We start from the raw sequence: 16143 nt of genomic DNA, 5'->3' as shown, positions 1-16143 counted from the left end.
CACGAACCTCGCCGCGCGGCGGCGGGCCACGACACGCCCGAACCGGCCCGCGATCCGGGCGAACGCCTCACCCAGCACCGCCCGCCACACCACGGGGGTCCACGCTGGCAGCCGCGGCCACCACACGATCTTGAGTTGTCCTCACAAACACCCATGATCGCGTGGCCGCCACGCCTACGTCACCGATCACGCCCAGCCGATCACGAACTACAGCTGGAGTCCTAACCACCTCAGCCACGTGCTTGAGGCGTACGTCGAGCACTACAACGCTGGCCGCAGCCACCAAGGCCACGGCATCGGATTACGAGCACCCGATGACGACCCGAACGTGGTCCCATTGCCCACCCCACCGGACCGGGTCAAGCGCACACGACGCCTTGCAGGACTACTCAACGACTACCTACCGGCCGCCTGAATCCCCAGCTCGCAGCCGGCGACGGCATTTTCGACCAGGACAGGCACCTCCGCGGCAGCCGCCGGATGGACCCGGCCGGTGATCGGCAAGACCGGAACGACTCAGAACAACGCGTCCGCGACGTTCGTCGGCGGCACGTCCCAACTCGCCGGCGCTGCCATGGTGTTCCTCCCGCAAGGCGGCAACGGCGGCCTCTGCGACGGTGGTCCCGGCAACGTCTTCGCCTGCGGCAAGGGCACCATGTTCGGCGGCAAAACACCCGCTCGCACCTTCTACACCGCCATGAAAGCCATCCTCGACGGCCAACCGCCGCTAGCCCTTCCGCCAGCTGATCCTCGGTACGAACGCGCACGCTGACCGCCGTGTCCGCCCACAACCGGCCGAACAATGCCCCGGACGCGGCGCGGCGCCGCGTCGGTGACTCTCTCATTGGCTCCCGAAAACGAGCCAGAGAAAGCGAGCTGATGAAGCTCGTCCGAAACCACTACCGCCGACGACGCGTTCTTCGGCGAGATGCAAATCTTTACCAACGGAGGCAACGGTCTCGTCGAGGTGACCGGGGCCGAGGTCCCCGCCGTCGTCATCCGCAGAACAGCGAAAGCCGGGATGGACCGCTTCGTGCCCATCCAACCGAACGCGATCGCCACCACCGCCCTCCTGAGAGACGGGACGAATCTGGCTGATTTCTCCACGGACGACGCGGACGGCTCTTTCATCGTCTACTGGGTTCGAGAACTGGATAATGTGCGTGCGGCCGACACTGCGATCGGATACGCCTTAAGACCAGCCGTAGGCGGCAGCATCACACTGGGCATTATCGGCGCGTACGTCCTCGCCGGGGAGCTGGCCCGAGCGGGGTGGCGACTACGAGCGTGCCTTCCCGCCTACGAGCGCGCGATGGCCGAGCGCATACGTGGCAGCCGAGCATGCGCACTGAGCGCGGCGAAGACCCTGATCCCTACGTCGCGCCGCAGCGCGCAGGGTCTGGCGTACGGTGCCTCGCGACCAAGACCGCACGTGCCCACACCTCCATGACCGTCGCGACTACCCACCACCTGCCTCGGGAGAAGGCCGGGCGGAGTGAAGCGCTGACCACGGGCACCCGGCGACCTTCGGAGAAATCCGGCCGCTGCTGGAAGGCACGATCTAACCGAAACCGCAAGGGTCGAATTGGACCAACCCATCAACCGCGCTTCCGACGCTTCTCTGAGTCGTTGTCATCACGCCGAAGATCCTTCGTGAGACTCCTTTCCGGTATCGGCAACCCAGCGATCGACCTGCTGAATTCCGCCCGTTGCTCCGCCTGGAGGTCACCCGGTCAGCCGGTTCCGGCGCCGTAGTCCGGCGGTTAGCGTGGTGAAAGGATTTCGCATCCGCCCTGGGGGGACTGGGGAGCGTGCGTTCGACGCACCGGAGGCGACGACGGAGTCCAAGGAGGAAGCTGTGTTTCCGCGTTATTCGGGTCTTTCGCGCTCTGCCGCCGGCGCCATGGCGGAGCGGGTCGCGCGGCGAACAGTGCTCGCGGGCACTGTCGCAGCCGCCGCGGTGTCCGTCGTCGGTGTGGTGCCGACCGCTGCCGCGGCGCCCTTGACCTCGCACGATTCCGACGAGGAATTGCTTTTGCACGTCGCGGGCACGGTCGCGGTTCTCCCGGTCGCCTTTCCCGCGTTCGACGAGCTGGGGACTGCGAAGCAGCGGGTCACCAAAAAGCGTTTGCAGCAGGTGCTTTCGCGGATGAGCGACGACGTCCGCGGCGATCTCGTCGACGGTCTTGCTCAGGTGCGGACGATGCTGTCGGTGCGGGACGACGAGGAAACGGTCGTCCGGGCCTTCGGCCGGGCGGCCGCGAGTTCCGCTCAGGTCCGCGGACTGCTGGCCGTGGTCTCTGCTGCGATTGCGACGATCTCGTCCCGGTTCGAACCGGGTCAGCGGCCCGCGGCGGAGTTGTGGCTGGACTACGCACGCAGGTTCGCCGCGATGCCGGCGCGCGGGAGAGAGGCAGGAGCGAGATGACGTTCTCCCGGCAGGCCCACAATCGACTGCAGCAGGGTCGCGACGACCTGATCCGCGGATTCGCGCAGCGGCGGGGTTTCAACGGCGCAGGCGTGGCTTACCGCATCCGCAACGGCGAGACAACCGACGAGCCCGTAATCGTTGCCTTTGTGACAAAGAAACGTTCGCCCGCGCTCCTCTTGCAAGAGGATCTGCTGCCGAGGCAGGTGAACGTCGACGGGGTGAACCACGGTGTCGACGTGGTCGAAGCCGGTCCCTTCATGCTGGGCGGCACGACGACATTCGACCCGGACGCGCCGGCGACGATCACCGGCAGGTACCGGCCGGTGCGCCAGGGCGGCCAGATCAGCAACATCGCGATGAACGGTTACGGCAGCCTCGGCGCGATCGTCCGGGACCTCAAGGACGGCTGGCCGAGCATCCTGTCGAACAACCACGTGCTCGTCTTGAACAACTCCAGCACCTCGATCGGACAGGCGATTACCCAGCCGTTCACCGGGAAAGCGGCGGACACGGTCGCCAACGTCACGCGGTTCGTGCCTTACACGTTCGGGGTGACCAAGCCGAATATCACGGACGCCGCTCTGGCGCGGCTGTCCGAGGCCGAGGCCAAACAGGTGACCGTCGCGGTCGCGGAAGACCTGATGGAGCCCTACAGCGCCGACCACCCCTGCGTCGGATTGTTCTTCGCGGCCGATCCGACGAACTTCTACAGCGTCTCGGCGAAGATCGACAACACGTTGACCGAGGTCGGCGCCGACCTGCTGACTGCGGAAGCCATTTACGTGCCCGGCCCTCCGGACCTCAATGCCCCGGTGGAGAAGGTCGGCGCACGGAGCGGTTACGCGTCGTCCCGCATCCACGCGATCAACATGAAGTTCCCGGTGTTCATGAACATCAACGGGGGCATGCGGATCGCGTGGTTCACCGATCTCGTCGGCGTTCCCCGGTTCGGCTGGCCGGGCGACTCCGGCTCCACGATCCGGCTCGGCGGCGACGGCGACACCCGGCTGCCGATCGATCTCGGCCTCAGCAAATGCGAGGTGACCGGCGCGGTCGCGTCCATGTACGACCTGCCGCTGGAGAACGACATCCCGCTCGCTGACCGCGTTCGCGACCAGTTCATGGCTTCGAGCACGACGGGCAACTTCCTGACCCAGCTGTTCTACCTGAACAACGGCGTGATCCTGGACCGCACGCAGGGAATCGAGGCGTCGCCGAGCGAGAAGGCGGGCGCGGCGAGCATGTACGACAAGTACCGGAACTTCGTCGACTCCGCGCTGGCGAACCCTGATCGGCCGGGTCTTGTGGTGACCCGGGAGAACATCGACGACGCCGCGCTGGGGCTGGCGTCGCTGCAGGGCCGGATGACTGCTGAGGAGACGAACGCGACCAACGATCTGTTCACCTCGCTCGTCCGCCAGACCGAGGGAATGAACCACCAGCAGCTGGTGGCGTTCATGAACCGCACCGACGTGTTCAACAAAGTCTGGGACACGACGGCCGCGGTGCCGACCATTCGGGCGCTCGGATCGCTCTACGGGGCCGAGCATCGCCCGCGGTGACGAATTTCGAGCGGACGACGGACTTCCCCGCATCCGTCCGGTTGAGACTCCTCGAGCTGACCGAAGACTTGCCCAGGGTGCTGCGTCCGGCGGTGGCGCCTTTGGTCCAGCGGCCGGGCAAGGGGATCAGGGCCGCCCTGGTGGAGGCCGCGGCCGCGGGGAGTTCTGCCCGGCGTTCGGAGCTGGTGCGCCTCGGCGCGCTCGTCGAGCTGCTGCACCTCGCGTCGCTGGTCCACGACGACGTGGTGGATCGCGCCGCGACCCGGCGTGGTCTGCCGAGCGCGCACGAGCGGGAGGGAGCCGACGTCGCGCTCTTGGCCGGCACTGCCTGCGTCGCCCTGGTGGGGCAAGAAGCCGCCGACCTCGGGCCGCGCACCGCGGCCGCCGTCAGCAGGTGCAGCGCGAATCTGGCGCTGGGCCAGATGATGGACGTGGAGCGGGCGTACGACACCGAACTCGACGCCGAGGACTACGTGGCGATGGTGGTCAAGAAGACCGGCGAGCTGTTCGTGCTCAGTTGTGTCCTCGGTGCCGGAAGTGCTGGCCGCGACAGCTCGTTCGTCACCGCGGTCGCGGCGTTCGCCACGGAGATCGGCGTGTGCTTCCAGATCCAAGACGACTGCAAGGACTTCCTGCCCGGCGATTCGGGGAAACCCGCGGGCACAGACCACAAACTCGGCCTCTACGGGCTGCCGACGCTGCACGCCTTGCGCGTCCGTCCCGCCGAGCTTGAGCCGTTGCTGCTCGCCCCGGAAATGGACGCGACCGCGGTGCGGCGAATCCGCGAGCTGGTCGTCGCGTCCGGCGGCCTGGACCACGCGATCGGCGAAGCCCGCCGCCATCGGGAGTCAGCGTTCGCGGCACTTCGCCCGTTCGAACACGAGGCCGCCGGAAAGAGGCTGCGGGAGGTGACCGACGCGGTATGGATGTTCTCGTGAAGGGGGCCGGTCCGGCAGGCTGCACCGCGGCGCGGCTCCTCGCCGCGTCCGGCTTCGACGTCCTGCTGGTGGAGCGGCCCAGGACCGGACCTGACCACCAGATGGTGGTCGAACAGCCCGTGGCACCTGCTTCCGCCGCGGGGACGAGCCGCCTGCTGCTTTCGTTCGGCGGTGAAGCGCCGCGGGACTTCGGCCGCTCAAACATGGTCATCTGCTCATATCGCACGCTGGTCGAGTCGTTGCGGGAAGCCGCGGTAGCCGCCGGTGCCGTCATCGCCACCGCAGTGCCCGACGAAGACATACCCGGGCTGGTGGTCGACGCGACCGGTGCGCCGCCGCACAGCGAGCGGCCGGGACACGGGTGGACAGTCACCGGAACCTGGCGGAACTGCTCCGTCGAAGGCACTGTGGTTACCCACCTGACCCAACCGGACGACGAGAACCCACGGGCGGCCCCTGTGGTCGTCCGCGTGGTTCCGGTTTCGGGCGCACCCGGGACGGCGACGGTGTCCGTGACCACCATGTCGTCCCGGCCGCTCGCCGGAGACCGCATCGAGTCCGCCGTGCGCTCGGCTGACCCGCGGATGGCCGCAGCGGTCGCGGTCAGTCCGTTGACGGTCTATCCGGTCAACGCAGGTTTCGCGCCGGAGAACGCGATCCGAGACGGTGCTCTTGCAGCAGGCGAGGCGGCAGGACTAGTCAACCCGTTCACCGGCGACGGGATCTCCTACGCGATTCGCAGCGCGGAGATCGCAGCTGAGGCGGTCGCTCGCCATCGAAAAGATCCGTCGCGGGTCAGCGATGCCTACCAGGCAGGGCTCCGGGCTTCCTTCGTCGGCTACTTCCACACCGCCCGGCACGCGATCCGGCACTACCACCTGGCCTGGCGAATCCTGTCGAGTTCGGCGTCCTCGGAGCATCCGTTCTTCCGGCAGAGCCATCGTGCGGTCCTTTTCGGCGGCGCGATGGCACACGACGCTCTCCGGGCTCGGCGAGAACCGGCCGATCCTGTGCGCCTGTACCTCGCCCCGTTCACCATGGCCTGCAATGAAGTGGCTGTCCGCAGGATCGGTGACGAATGGCCGCTGTTAGCGATGCACACGCTTGGCGGCCGCGATGGTCTTCACCGGGGCATCCGGCCCTCTGCGTTGTTCGCAGGCGCGTTGATGGCGGCGGGCGACCATCCCGATGTGCGCCAGGCGCCAGTGGCCGCTGCGATCGAACTGGCCCTTCTTGGCGCACTCGCGCACAGCGTTCCGGCCGGGGAGGCGAGCGCTCCGTGCCGTGGCGTGGACTGGCGTTATGCCTCCTCGGTGATGGCCGCGGACTACCTGCTGGCGACAGCGACCGACGTCCTGACCACTGCGCGACCAGACCTGTCCGCGGCTTTCGCGGCCTGGCTGGCCTCGCTCGTCGCGCTTCGGGCGGAACACAAGGCGGAGGCGCTGTTCGAGACTTTATTCGAATTCCCGGCTCGCCTCGGCGCTTATGCGGCGGGCTCGGATGACGCGACAGTCGACGTATTGCGCCGGTTCGGACGCACGTGCGGCAGGCTTTTCCTCCTTGCCGAGGACCGGGCGTTGCTGCTTGAGCGGCAAGGAAGGCTGGACACCACATTGACCGGCGCGTTAGCCGCGCGCCTCACCGGGTTGCCAGTTCGATTCGGACGGTTGAGCGAGAACGAGATGCGGGCCCGGAGAAACGTTCTGGCGGAAAAACTCGATGAGACCATCGCGGGAGAACTCCGTGCGGTCGACGAGTCGGTCGCGAAGGCGGTGCCGGCGCGATGCGAGCGAGTGCTGCGCTATTTCGCGCGTTCGCTCGCCAATCCGGTCCCCGGTGTGGACGAGGAGGCGGCGCGGTGAACCGGCTGGGACCGATCTTGCTGGCAGTGCTGCTGCTCGTGGGCGGATGTGTCGATCTGCCCGGCGAAGCGGGTCCGCCACCTGCGTCGCGCCTGCTCGCCGGCACGTTCCGGCTAGCTCGTGATCCCGAAAGCCCAGCCGCGATATGGACGCGCCAGAACGCTGGTGGCAAGTCGCCAGCCTTCGAACCGATCCAGCGCGACATCGCCTACACCCCAGTCGCCCACCGATTCACCGCGGCTGACGTGGACCTGAGCCAGCGCGTCCGCGACTACCTGGCCCAGGCGGCGAAACAACGTTGGATGCCGATGCTCGTCGCGGCGTTCACCGAGCCTGGTGTTTGTCCCGCCGAGCGTTCGCCCGCCGTCGGCGACCTCGCGCGCGGCCTCGGCGACGGCAAAGCGATCGTGGTGCTCGAGCCCCGCCTGCTGGGCGGACAATGCGCGGACACCGCGGGTGTCACCCGCTACCTGAACGCGTCGGTGCGGCAACTCCGCGCTGAGGCACCCAACGCGTTCGTGTTCTTGGACGTGTCAGCAGGTGGAACGGTGGATGAGCAGCGTGCGTGGTTGATTTCTTCCGGGGTAGCGCAGGCCGCCGGCGTCACCTTCGGCGTCGGCGACTACACGCCGGCCGCACAGCTGGCCGGGCCCGCCCGGAAACTCCACGACGCCCTTGCCGCCGCGACCGGCCGAAGCGACTATTTCCTTCTGGCTGACAGCTCCCGCAACGGTGCCGTCGTCACCGGGACCTGCAATCCCGCCGGTGCCCGGATCGGGCCGGACTCGGTGCTGTCCGACCAGCCGGGCGCACTTCAGCAAGCCTGGCTCACCGTCCCAGGGGTCTCCGACGGTCCCTGCGGAGCCGCGCCCGCCTCGCGAGCGGGCGAATTCGTCCCGGATCTGGCTCGCCAGCTGACCGGGTAGTCCGCCCACACCACGAATTGGGGGAGACGATCATGAAACGCACCACGAAGAGACCGCTGCTGGCCGGAATGGTCACTGCCGGACTGCTGTGTTCCACGCTGGTGACGACCAGCGCGACCGCTCAAGGTTCCCCGCACAAGACCGCCGTGCCGAGCATCGGACCGGCACTCGCGACGATGCTGCGGCACCAGAAAGCCGCCCCGCGAAGAGCCGTGCGGCGATCACCTCGTCCGCCAACGATCTGACCGGCGACGGGATCGACGACGTCATCGCGAGAGACCGCGTCACCACCCGGCTGGACGTCTTCGCGGGAAGCGGAAGCCTCGACGGTGCCGCCACCCTCGCCGGCCCCACCCAGATCCGGGCATCGACTCCGGACCGGGTGTGGTTCGGCCAAGGCGACCTCAACGGAGACGGCCGCAACGACGTCGCGAGCATCGACAGCGCCGGCGTGATGTACGCCGCGTACAACCAGGGCACCGTTGCCGGGGCGCCCCAGCTCAGCGCCGACGCGTCGTTCATCTCAGGCTTCACTCCGGGTTCGCCGATCTGCTTGGCGGACTTCGTCGGCAGCGACCCGAAAAACCCGCTCGAGCCGGACGGCCGCGCCGACATCATCATCAAGAAGGCCAGCACGAAGGCGATCGACCTCTACGTCAACGACGGAATGGTCAACGGCAAGCCGTCCTACAGCTACCGCGGTCAGCTGCTGACCGCCGCGGACTACGTGACCGGCATCCAGCTGGCCGATCTGACTGGCGACTACTTCAAGGACATCCTCATCACGATGTCCGACGGAACCCTGTGGATGCTCGACCTCTTCGCCGACGTCGACTCCAGCGGGAAGCCCGTCGCCAAATGGTTCAAAATCATCGGGTCGGGAATGAACACGGCCGACCACATCCTGTTCCCCGACTTCAACCACGATGACTACCCCGACTTCGCCGCCCGGCTCACCGCGTCCGGCGAGTTGCGGGGAGTCCTCCACTCCGGAGTGTGGAACCCGGCGAAGCCCGAAACGGTGTTCAACGCCGCCACCGGCCAGCTGATCAAATCCGGTTGGTCGAACTACGACTGGGTGTTCTGACGCAGCGCTGTGGTGCGCCCCATCGGGGCGCACCACAGCACGGTTCCCAGACGGGAGGCATGGGGTGCGTCGGTATGGCGGGGTTCGAAACCTGCAAGATCGACAGGCCTCGGCAGCCGAAGCTCACCAGCGTCGAGCGAATCCGCCGTCCTAACTGCAGCAGGAGGAACCCGACGCCGGCCACGTGCTGCTTGCGTTCCACTTATGCGGTAACGGCCCACGTTCCTAGCTGCCTCATCGCCTGCGGTTCTGACTCTGCACGACAGATCCGTCAGCGTGTCCAGGCGGAAGGCGCCGCCTGTCGCGCGCCGACGGCCAGCAGACTCGGTTCGCTGGCGTCAGGGAGCGGGTGACGACGAGCACCTCGTCGTCAGCGGCCGGTCGGCACCCGGCGACGGGGAGGCCGTGACGTTCACGGCGTAGGCTGAAAGCGGGGTGCGTCGGTCTTCGCCCTGAGGCTTTGTACAGCTGGGGAGCGCTCTTTCCCCGGTCGCGGCGGCGGTCCTGCACAACGCGTCGTCGGTCGCGGTGGTCGGCAACAGCTCACGTCTGATCCGCCACCGGCTCTGAGCAAGGTTCGTTCCGGCGGATGCGCAGGGCCGGATCGGTGCCGGTCGCGGTCTGACCGACCGCCTGGCCCGTTCGGCGCCTCTGCGCCCAGTCGGCGCGGTCCAGTGCGTACCTGTTCTCCGGCCAGCCGACCCGCTCGCGGCGACCCGCCAGCCATGCCAGGCCAGATCGAGCGTGGTGCCCTCGTCGAGTCACTGGTGTCTTCGACGAGGGTCGGATTGGCTCGGGTGCCCCAGATTTCCGCGTTGCCGCGGTGCCGGCGGTAGAGCTGTTCCCAGAATCTTTTCGGTCTCCGCCCGTCGAAGCCGGGCTTGTCCGGGGCTCCGATGTCACGCGTCGTTCCTTCCGGCGGTTCGTGCCGGGGGCTGTGCGGCCCTGCTGGCGTTCCGGCCGGGTTTTCTTGCCAGCCCGGCGAGCGGGTCGGTCGTGGTGAACGTTCTCTGTTCAACCCGGGATCCCGTGCCGGTGCCGGGGAAGCACCGGCTGGCCGGTGTTCCGCGAACCGCCTCGGACCCGGAACGATCCGCGACTTTCGTCTTCCTACCGACGACGGTGGTTCCGCCCGGGGACGCCGGGACATCGTGCTGGGTGCCGGGCCCGCGCATCAGGGGTCCCGGCGTTCCCTGACCGTTCCTACTACCAAGCGGCAACGAAGCCGCTGATTGCGAGCGATCATGCGCAAGGTGCTTTCGACCGCGCTCGGGATTTTCGCGGCCGCTCTCGTGGCGGCCGCCCCCGCAGCCGCGCAGGCCCAGCAAACCCCGGGTGCCCAGCCCCACATCATCGGCGGGACGACCGCGTCCGAGACCTACAGCTTCATGGTCTCGCTGAGCAACGGCTGCGGCGGCAGCCTGGTCGCGCCACAGTGGATCGTGACCGCCAACCACTGCGGCAGCGCGTCGCAAGGCCGCGTCGGCTCCGTCAACAAGAACTCCGGCGGCGAAGTCGGCCGCATCGACCGCCGGATCACCAAGCCTGGCACCGACCTCACGCTGATGCACCTTTCTTCGGCGGTGCGAGCCGCCCCGGTGCCGATGGCCACGAGCAACCCGCCCGCGAACACGACCGCCCGGTTGCTGGGCTGGGGCTGCACGAGCTGGCCGAACTGCGGCACTCCGGCCACGCTGCGGCAGATCGATCTGCGGGTGCTGCCCAGCAGCTCCTGTTACGCGGGCGGCGGCGGTGCGGGAGACGTGTGCGTTTCCGGAGACCGCGCGCATTCCGCTTGCCACGGCGACTCCGGCGGTCCGGCGATCGTAGGGACGGCCGGAAAGTGGACGTTGGTCGGCGAAACGCACGGCCCTGGCGACAACAACGGCGAGTGCGCGACGAGCACCCTTTACACCGGGATCGCCCAGCACCTGAGCTGGATCCGGCAGCAGATCGGATCGTGACGACCGGCCCGGCGCGTAGCGGTTCCTCCGCCGCGCTCCGCGCCGGGTTGCCTGATCACCACTGAGGCGGTGTCAACGGAGTGTCCCCGAGGCACTTCCGTTGGCACCGCCCTTGAGCCGAGCAAGTGTGATTCGTTCCGCGGTCGGCAGAGGGCGAAGCACCTCGCGGGAGGTTGTCGATCTCGGTCGCTGTCGCGCCCACTCACGATCCCCGCGCGCTCAAGCCGTCGGCGAGAACGGTACTGCGGCCGAGAAACCAGCCGAGCCGCACGTCCACAGGGCAGTAGGACAAACCTTGGTTCCGGTGCTGAGCCGTCATCGCGGCAGGAGAGGCGAACGTCGCGCGAATCAAGTCGTGGAGGATGCCTCGACGACGCACCAGCAGAGACAGTCTCGGGTGCTGATCTTGGCCCAGCCGGCGAACAGCGTTGGGCTGCAGATATCAGGCGAGCTTGCCGGTGTCGTTCTCGGGCAGCTTGTCCGCGTCGCGGCGCTGTGTCGAGCGCTTCGCGGGCTGGGACAGCTGTGCTGTTTCGTGCCAGAACAGACTCGCTGTCGTCGTCGGGCCGAGTGTGCGTCGCAATCGTTGGCCTCTCTTCGCCTCTCGCGCGGCTACCGGCTGAAATGGGAGCGGGGCACCGGGAAGATCCCCGATGCCCCGCTCCGTGCGGTCCCGCGCTCCGTCAGACGGTGTGCGGGGCGTGCGCGACGGTGTTCCAGCCCGTGGCGATGACGCCGGCGTTGCCGCCGTTGCCCGCTTGGCCGGAGTTGCCGCCGGTGGTGCTGCTGGTGTTGCCCGCGTCACCGGTCGAGCCGGTGGCGCCGGTGTCGCCCGAGTCGCCCGAGGTCACCGCGGTGTGCGACGTCGTGCGCTCGTGCTTCCAGCCGTCGTGATGGCGGCCCTGGTGCTCGTGCCCCCGGGCCGAGGCGACGGCCGTGTTGCCGCCGGTGGAGCCGGAGTTGCCCGAGGTGCCGGAGTTCCCGGTGACGGCGTTGTTGTGGCTGGTGGCGTTTCCGGCGTTGCCGGAGTCGCCGCCGTTGCCGCCGCCGGCGGTGCCGGTCACGGAGCCCAGGACGCCGGTGCGGCCGTTCTGGTCGTGCCGGTTCCGGTTCCAGTTGTTGCCGCCGTTGGCGGTGGCGGCGTTCTGGCCGTCGCTGACGACGGTGGCTTCGCCGCCGTTGCCCGCTTGACCGGAGTTGCCGCCGATGGTGCTGCTGGTGTTCGAGGCGTTCCCGGTCGCACCGGTGGCACCGGTGTTCCCGGAGTCACCCGAGGACACCGAGGTGGAGCACCGGGCCAGCACGCACAGGCCGTAGGCACTGTTGCCGCCGGTGGAGCCCGAGTTCCCCGAGTCGCCGGAGTTCCCGGTGACGGCGTTGTTGTGGCTGGTGGCGTTTCCGACGTTGCCGGAGTCGCCGCCGTTGCCGCCCTTCGCGGTGCCGGTCACGGAGCCAAGGGCCCCGACGATCCCGCCGCGCGCGGAGCGCCCGCCGCCGTGCGATCCGGCGGTGTTCTTGCCGGAGGACGCCGCGGTCCCGGAGCCGCCGTTTCCGGCGTTGCCGGAGTTGCCGCCGGTGGTGGTGCTGGTGTTCGAGACGTTCCCGGTTGAGCCGGTCGCGCCGGTGTTCCCGGAGTTGCCCGAGGTCACCGAGGTGCTGCACTTGGCCAGGACACAGACGCCGTAGGCGCTGTTGTGCCCGGTGGAACCGGAGTTGCCCGAGTTGCCGGAGTTCCCGCTGACCGCGTTGTTGCCGCTGGTCGCGTTCCCGCCGTTGCCCGAGTCGCCGCCGTTGCCGCCGGCGCCGGTCGCCGATGTCGCGCCGGCCACCGCCGAGTGCAGCGTGCCGCCGAGCCCGCCCAGCGGGCCCGGGTTCCCGGTGTCCGCACTGGCCACCGCGCCGCCCAGCAGGACGAACCCGCCGGAGATGAACGCGGCGGTCAGGCCGCGTCGTACGTACTTGTGCATGAACTTCCCTTTCCTTGCCGTCTGTCCTTGATGGATTTCTGGAAGCGGAAAGGGAATGTCAGCTCGGATGGTCGTTTCCGTAGAAGACCAGCCAGTACGGCGACGCACGCCAGCCCGGCGGAGCCCGCCAGGCCCGGTCCGTGCCGGGCGCGGCGAAACCGGACTCGGTCACGGCGAACTCGCTGCCGTGTGCGCTCCCGGCGCTCGCCGATACCGCCCCGACCGTGCCGGAGAGGTCCGCGGGCATCCCGCCGCCACCGGTACCGGGCTCCGGACCGGCAACGCCGGCGTCGGCCGAACCGATGTGTCCAGCGGCGTGCCGGACGGCGGACGTCACGGCAGGATGCTGTGCGACCGGCCGCGTGAACGCAGCTGACGTACTGGGCACCGCGGGCGCTGCCGGCGGGGAACTCACGTCGCCGCGTGGTGCGGACGCCGTAGGCGTTCCGTCGGCAGGATGTCCGCTCACCGCGGGAGCGGCATGCTCGCCACCGACCGCCCGAGCCGCGGGTGCGGTCACCGGGGCCGTGGCGTGCCCGGCCGGCGAGGTCACCGGCGATACTGCGTGCAGCACCGGCTGGGTCACCGGCCCTACGGCCGACAGCAGCGGCTCCGCCGCGTGCAGCACCGGACGGGTCAGCGGTGCGACCACGGGCTCGAGCCCGCTCGTCGCCGCCTTGACCGCTGGCGCTGCCTGTGACGACACGAGATGCGCGGTGTCCATGACCGGTTTGAGCGCCGGTCCGGCGGGCTTGAGCACCTCGTGCACGGTGTTGCCCGCCCGGTCGAGCAGACCGGGCCGATCCGGCGGTGGCGAACCCTCGGACGCGTCCGCCGCGCCCGATACGGCCAGAGCCAGCAGGGTGAACCCGAACAACGCACCGGTCACCACGAGCAGCCGCAGCAAGAGCGGCTGCCCGGCCGGCGAGTCATCCGTCAGAGAAGTATTCATCCATCTCACCCCCCTTCTGGTGTGAACTTCACTGTCAGTCGTATTTCGGCGCGGCCGGCGTCATCGGATTGGGTGTGAGCGGAAGTTTTTCTTTTCCCTCAAACGAGTTTGCTACCTCGGAGTAGCGGGTATCCCGCGCGGGTTTTCGCCGCGGGCCGCTCGGAGGTTTGACCAATCCGCGATGGGCCCAGCCTCGAATGCGCACGGTCCACAAAGGATCCGTCCTCGTGCGGATGCGCCGTACGTGTGCGGGAGGGGAGGAGTTCGCCCGTGTTCGGCAAACGCTGTGCCGCTTCGGCGAGGCGACCGGCATGACCGGCCTCGCCGCGGGGACCGCGCACGCTGCGCAGGTCGCGGAAACAAGACTTGTCTGGAGGCGGCGGGGATTCTCGCGGTGGATGCCTGCCGCGCGGGCAACATCCGCAGCGCGCTCTACCAGCGCGGCGAAGGCGCAGCCGCCATCAAGCGGCATCGCCTGCAGCCGTTCCCCGGTCAAGTCCTCGACATCGTCTGCCTCACCGCCAAAGCCGCCGCCTCCGGCGGCTTCTTTCCCAAAGGAGGCAATGGCGCTGTCAACACCAGCGTCGGGTGCCGCAGTTTCTTCCAGCGATAGACAGGCACTCGCGTTCCCGGCTCTCGGCGTCGCGCGGGTGCGGCGCTCATGCGGCCTCAGGAGGGATGATCTCGACGGTCCCGTCCGCGGTCCCGGTGACGTAGCGAGTGCCGGTGGCGGAGTCGACGGCGACGGTGTTGGGCTGGCGCACGGTGGGGATGGTGGCGAACACGCGCGGAACGGGTCCGGCGAGCGTGATGCCGACCAGTTGGTTCTTCGCGGTCAGGGTCACCCACAGCTGGTCGTGTCGCGCGTCGTAGGCCACGCCGTAGGGCGTTCCGGGCAGATCAAGCCTGCCCAGTGCGTGCGCGGGCGCTTCGGGGTCGAAGGTCAGCACTGCGCCGCCACGGGTGTCGATCACCGCGAAGCGGCCGCGGCGGTCGGCGACCACGTGGGTCGGTCCGGCACCGGCGGGCAGTCGCGCGACGCGGGTCAACGCGGCGGCGTCGTAGACGCTCAGATCGTTCTGGCGGACATCGACGAGGCCGACCAGATCGCCGGCCGCGGCGAGCCCGGCGGGCTGGGTGACGTCGGTGAAGGTGTGCACCAGCTTGCCGTCCTGGGTGACCGCGAGGCTGCGGCCGTTCTCGTTGGCGGCGAACACCCGGCCGTTCGCCGCGCGGGTGGCGTCGTGCGGCGAACGGCCGGTGGCGATCTCCCCGGTGATCCGGCCGTCCGGGAGCGCGACGGTCAGCAGCCGGTTCGAGTTCTCGTCCGGGACCAGGACCGGCCCGCCGGGCGCCGCGAGCTGCAGGTGCCGCAGGTGCCCGGGCAGTGCGACCGTGGTGGTGACCTGGCCAGTGGCTGTGTCGAGCAGCGCGAGCCGGTCGGGGTCTCGGATCCCGACTGCGACGCGGTGGCTGGGGCTGTCGGCGACGATGCCCTCCGGCTGCGGCCCCACCCTGACGATCGTGCCGGCGGGCACCGCGCCCAGCGGGGGCGATACGGCGGGCTCGGCGGCGGGCGGCAGCGGCGGCTGCGCTGGTCCGCCGGTCGACGGGGACGGCCCGCAGGCCGTGGCCAGCACCATGATCGAGAACAGCGCGCATCGTCGTCGCATGTCCGCTCACGGTAGAGGTTTCCCGGCTGCCGGTCGCGATGCGTAAGAACACCGTAAGCGGGTAGTCAAATGATTCGGACGGGCAAATTCGGAAGGGCGGGACGCATGAGCGCACTCGAGGTACGGGCACCCGTGCGGGCGGAACGCTGGCTGAAGACCCGGATGCTGGCCGCGGACGGGACGATCACCGTCGTGCTGGAAGGCCGGTTGATCGGCTCAGGTGTCGACACGCTGGTGGCCGAACTCGCCGAAGCGCTCGAATTATGTTGCGGCGTAGTGATTGTGGAGGCGACTGCCTGCCGGTGCGACGGCGACACCCTCGCCTCTGCCCTCGGCGACGCCGCAGTAGCGGCCCGGCGCGCCCGTTGCGGCCTACGGGTCGTCACCGCGGATATCGACGTCGCGATCGCCTTGGACGGGGCGGGGATCAGCCGAACGGTGCGAACCTGAACACGCGATTCGTGCCGAGGGGCAAAGCGCAGTCTTTCCCGCAGTTCGACGGTCGTCGGCTCCCGCCGCTTGTCGTTGTCCCGCCGACCCGAGCCGTCAGGCACGACGGAGTCGGCGCGGTTGCCGCATGTTCGCGGTAGTTCTTCTTCGACGGCTTGCGGCGAACCCGAACAACCCGCCGGCAATATCCAGCACCCGGAGCAAACCGGGTGCTTTCCCCGAACGTGTTCACCGGCCCCGGAGCAGCGGCGCAGGGCGCTGCGTTGTGCGGTGAACCAGCGGGCAAACCACGCAAACAGGTCATGAACCGCCAAGCCGAGAGCGCACC

14 protein-coding genes and 1 pseudogene are annotated in these 16143 nt (G+C 68.8%); 11 read left to right on the top strand and 4 right to left on the bottom strand.

Features of this window, described 5'->3' with window-relative positions:
• Positions 1-457: 457 nt before the first annotated feature.
• The 9 genes and pseudogenes from BM362_RS37195 to BM362_RS37160 all read left to right on the top strand — a co-directional run.
• Positions 458-772, top strand: a pseudogene (locus BM362_RS37195) (penicillin-binding protein); the annotation flags it as partial.
• Between the two features lie 156 nt (positions 773-928).
• The gene (locus BM362_RS47090) at positions 929-1450 is read left to right on the top strand and encodes a hypothetical protein (protein WP_143132598.1); all 522 of its coding nucleotides are present in this window, start codon (positions 929-931) and stop codon (positions 1448-1450) included.
• Positions 1451-1903: 453 nt separating this feature from the next.
• Positions 1904-2428, top strand: coding sequence for a hypothetical protein (locus BM362_RS37190; RefSeq protein WP_143132597.1), 525 nt, complete (start codon positions 1904-1906; stop codon positions 2426-2428).
• Between the two features lie 149 nt (positions 2429-2577).
• Positions 2578-3993 (top strand): hypothetical protein, encoded by a 1416-nt coding sequence (locus BM362_RS37185; RefSeq protein WP_143132596.1) that lies wholly within the window; start codon positions 2578-2580, stop codon positions 3991-3993.
• A complete protein-coding gene (locus BM362_RS37180) occupies positions 3990-4931 on the top strand; it encodes a polyprenyl synthetase family protein (protein ID WP_167545575.1) in 942 nt (313 codons plus the stop codon). The genes BM362_RS37185 and BM362_RS37180 overlap by 4 nt, the downstream gene beginning before the upstream one ends.
• Positions 4916-6796, top strand: coding sequence for an FAD-dependent monooxygenase (locus BM362_RS49580; protein WP_167545574.1), 1881 nt, complete (start codon positions 4916-4918; stop codon positions 6794-6796). Before BM362_RS37180 ends, BM362_RS49580 begins: the two co-directional genes overlap by 16 nt.
• A complete protein-coding gene (locus BM362_RS37170) occupies positions 6793-7722 on the top strand; it encodes a glycoside hydrolase family 6 protein (protein WP_167545573.1) in 930 nt (309 codons plus the stop codon). The genes BM362_RS49580 and BM362_RS37170 overlap by 4 nt, the downstream gene beginning before the upstream one ends.
• An 88-nt stretch (positions 7723-7810) precedes the next feature.
• On the top strand, positions 7811-8809 hold the full coding sequence (locus tag BM362_RS37165) for an FG-GAP repeat domain-containing protein (RefSeq protein ID WP_093576323.1): 999 nt from the start codon (positions 7811-7813) through the stop codon (positions 8807-8809).
• A 1244-nt stretch (positions 8810-10053) separates the two neighbouring features.
• Positions 10054-10773, top strand: a complete 720-nt coding sequence (locus BM362_RS37160; RefSeq protein ID WP_093576322.1) for a S1 family peptidase — start codon at positions 10054-10056, stop codon at positions 10771-10773.
• Positions 10774-11215: 442 nt separating this feature from the next.
• Here the strand turns inward: BM362_RS37160 and BM362_RS47885 are convergent, their stop codons facing one another.
• From BM362_RS47885 to BM362_RS37150, 3 genes are all read right to left on the bottom strand, one after another.
• A complete protein-coding gene (locus BM362_RS47885; protein WP_157904891.1) occupies positions 11216-11356 on the bottom strand; it encodes a hypothetical protein in 141 nt (46 codons plus the stop codon).
• Positions 11357-11456: 100 nt separating this feature from the next.
• A complete protein-coding gene (locus BM362_RS37155) occupies positions 11457-12740 on the bottom strand; it encodes a hypothetical protein (RefSeq protein ID WP_093576321.1) in 1284 nt (427 codons plus the stop codon).
• Positions 12741-12798: 58 nt separating this feature from the next.
• On the bottom strand, positions 12799-13692 hold the full coding sequence (locus BM362_RS37150; protein WP_143132595.1) for a hypothetical protein: 894 nt from the start codon (positions 13690-13692) through the stop codon (positions 12799-12801).
• Positions 13693-14086: 394 nt separating this feature from the next.
• Between BM362_RS37150 and BM362_RS37145 the strand changes: the two genes are divergently transcribed.
• Complete coding sequence (locus BM362_RS37145; RefSeq protein ID WP_093576319.1) at positions 14087-14305, top strand: hypothetical protein; 219 nt, start codon at positions 14087-14089, stop codon at positions 14303-14305.
• Positions 14306-14351: 46 nt separating this feature from the next.
• Here BM362_RS37145 and BM362_RS37140 read toward each other — a convergent pair whose 3' ends face one another.
• Positions 14352-15365, bottom strand: a complete 1014-nt coding sequence (locus tag BM362_RS37140) for a hypothetical protein (RefSeq protein WP_093576318.1) — start codon at positions 15363-15365, stop codon at positions 14352-14354.
• A gap of 105 nt (positions 15366-15470) precedes the next feature.
• Between BM362_RS37140 and BM362_RS37135 the strand changes: the two genes are divergently transcribed.
• Positions 15471-15815, top strand: a complete 345-nt coding sequence (locus tag BM362_RS37135; protein WP_093576317.1) for a hypothetical protein — start codon at positions 15471-15473, stop codon at positions 15813-15815.
• Positions 15816-16143 lie beyond the last annotated feature (328 nt).

Source organism: Amycolatopsis rubida (assembly GCF_900115345.1).
Classification (GTDB): domain Bacteria; phylum Actinomycetota; class Actinomycetes; order Mycobacteriales; family Pseudonocardiaceae; genus Amycolatopsis; species Amycolatopsis rubida.
This window is presented reverse-complemented; position numbering and strand designations above follow the sequence as displayed.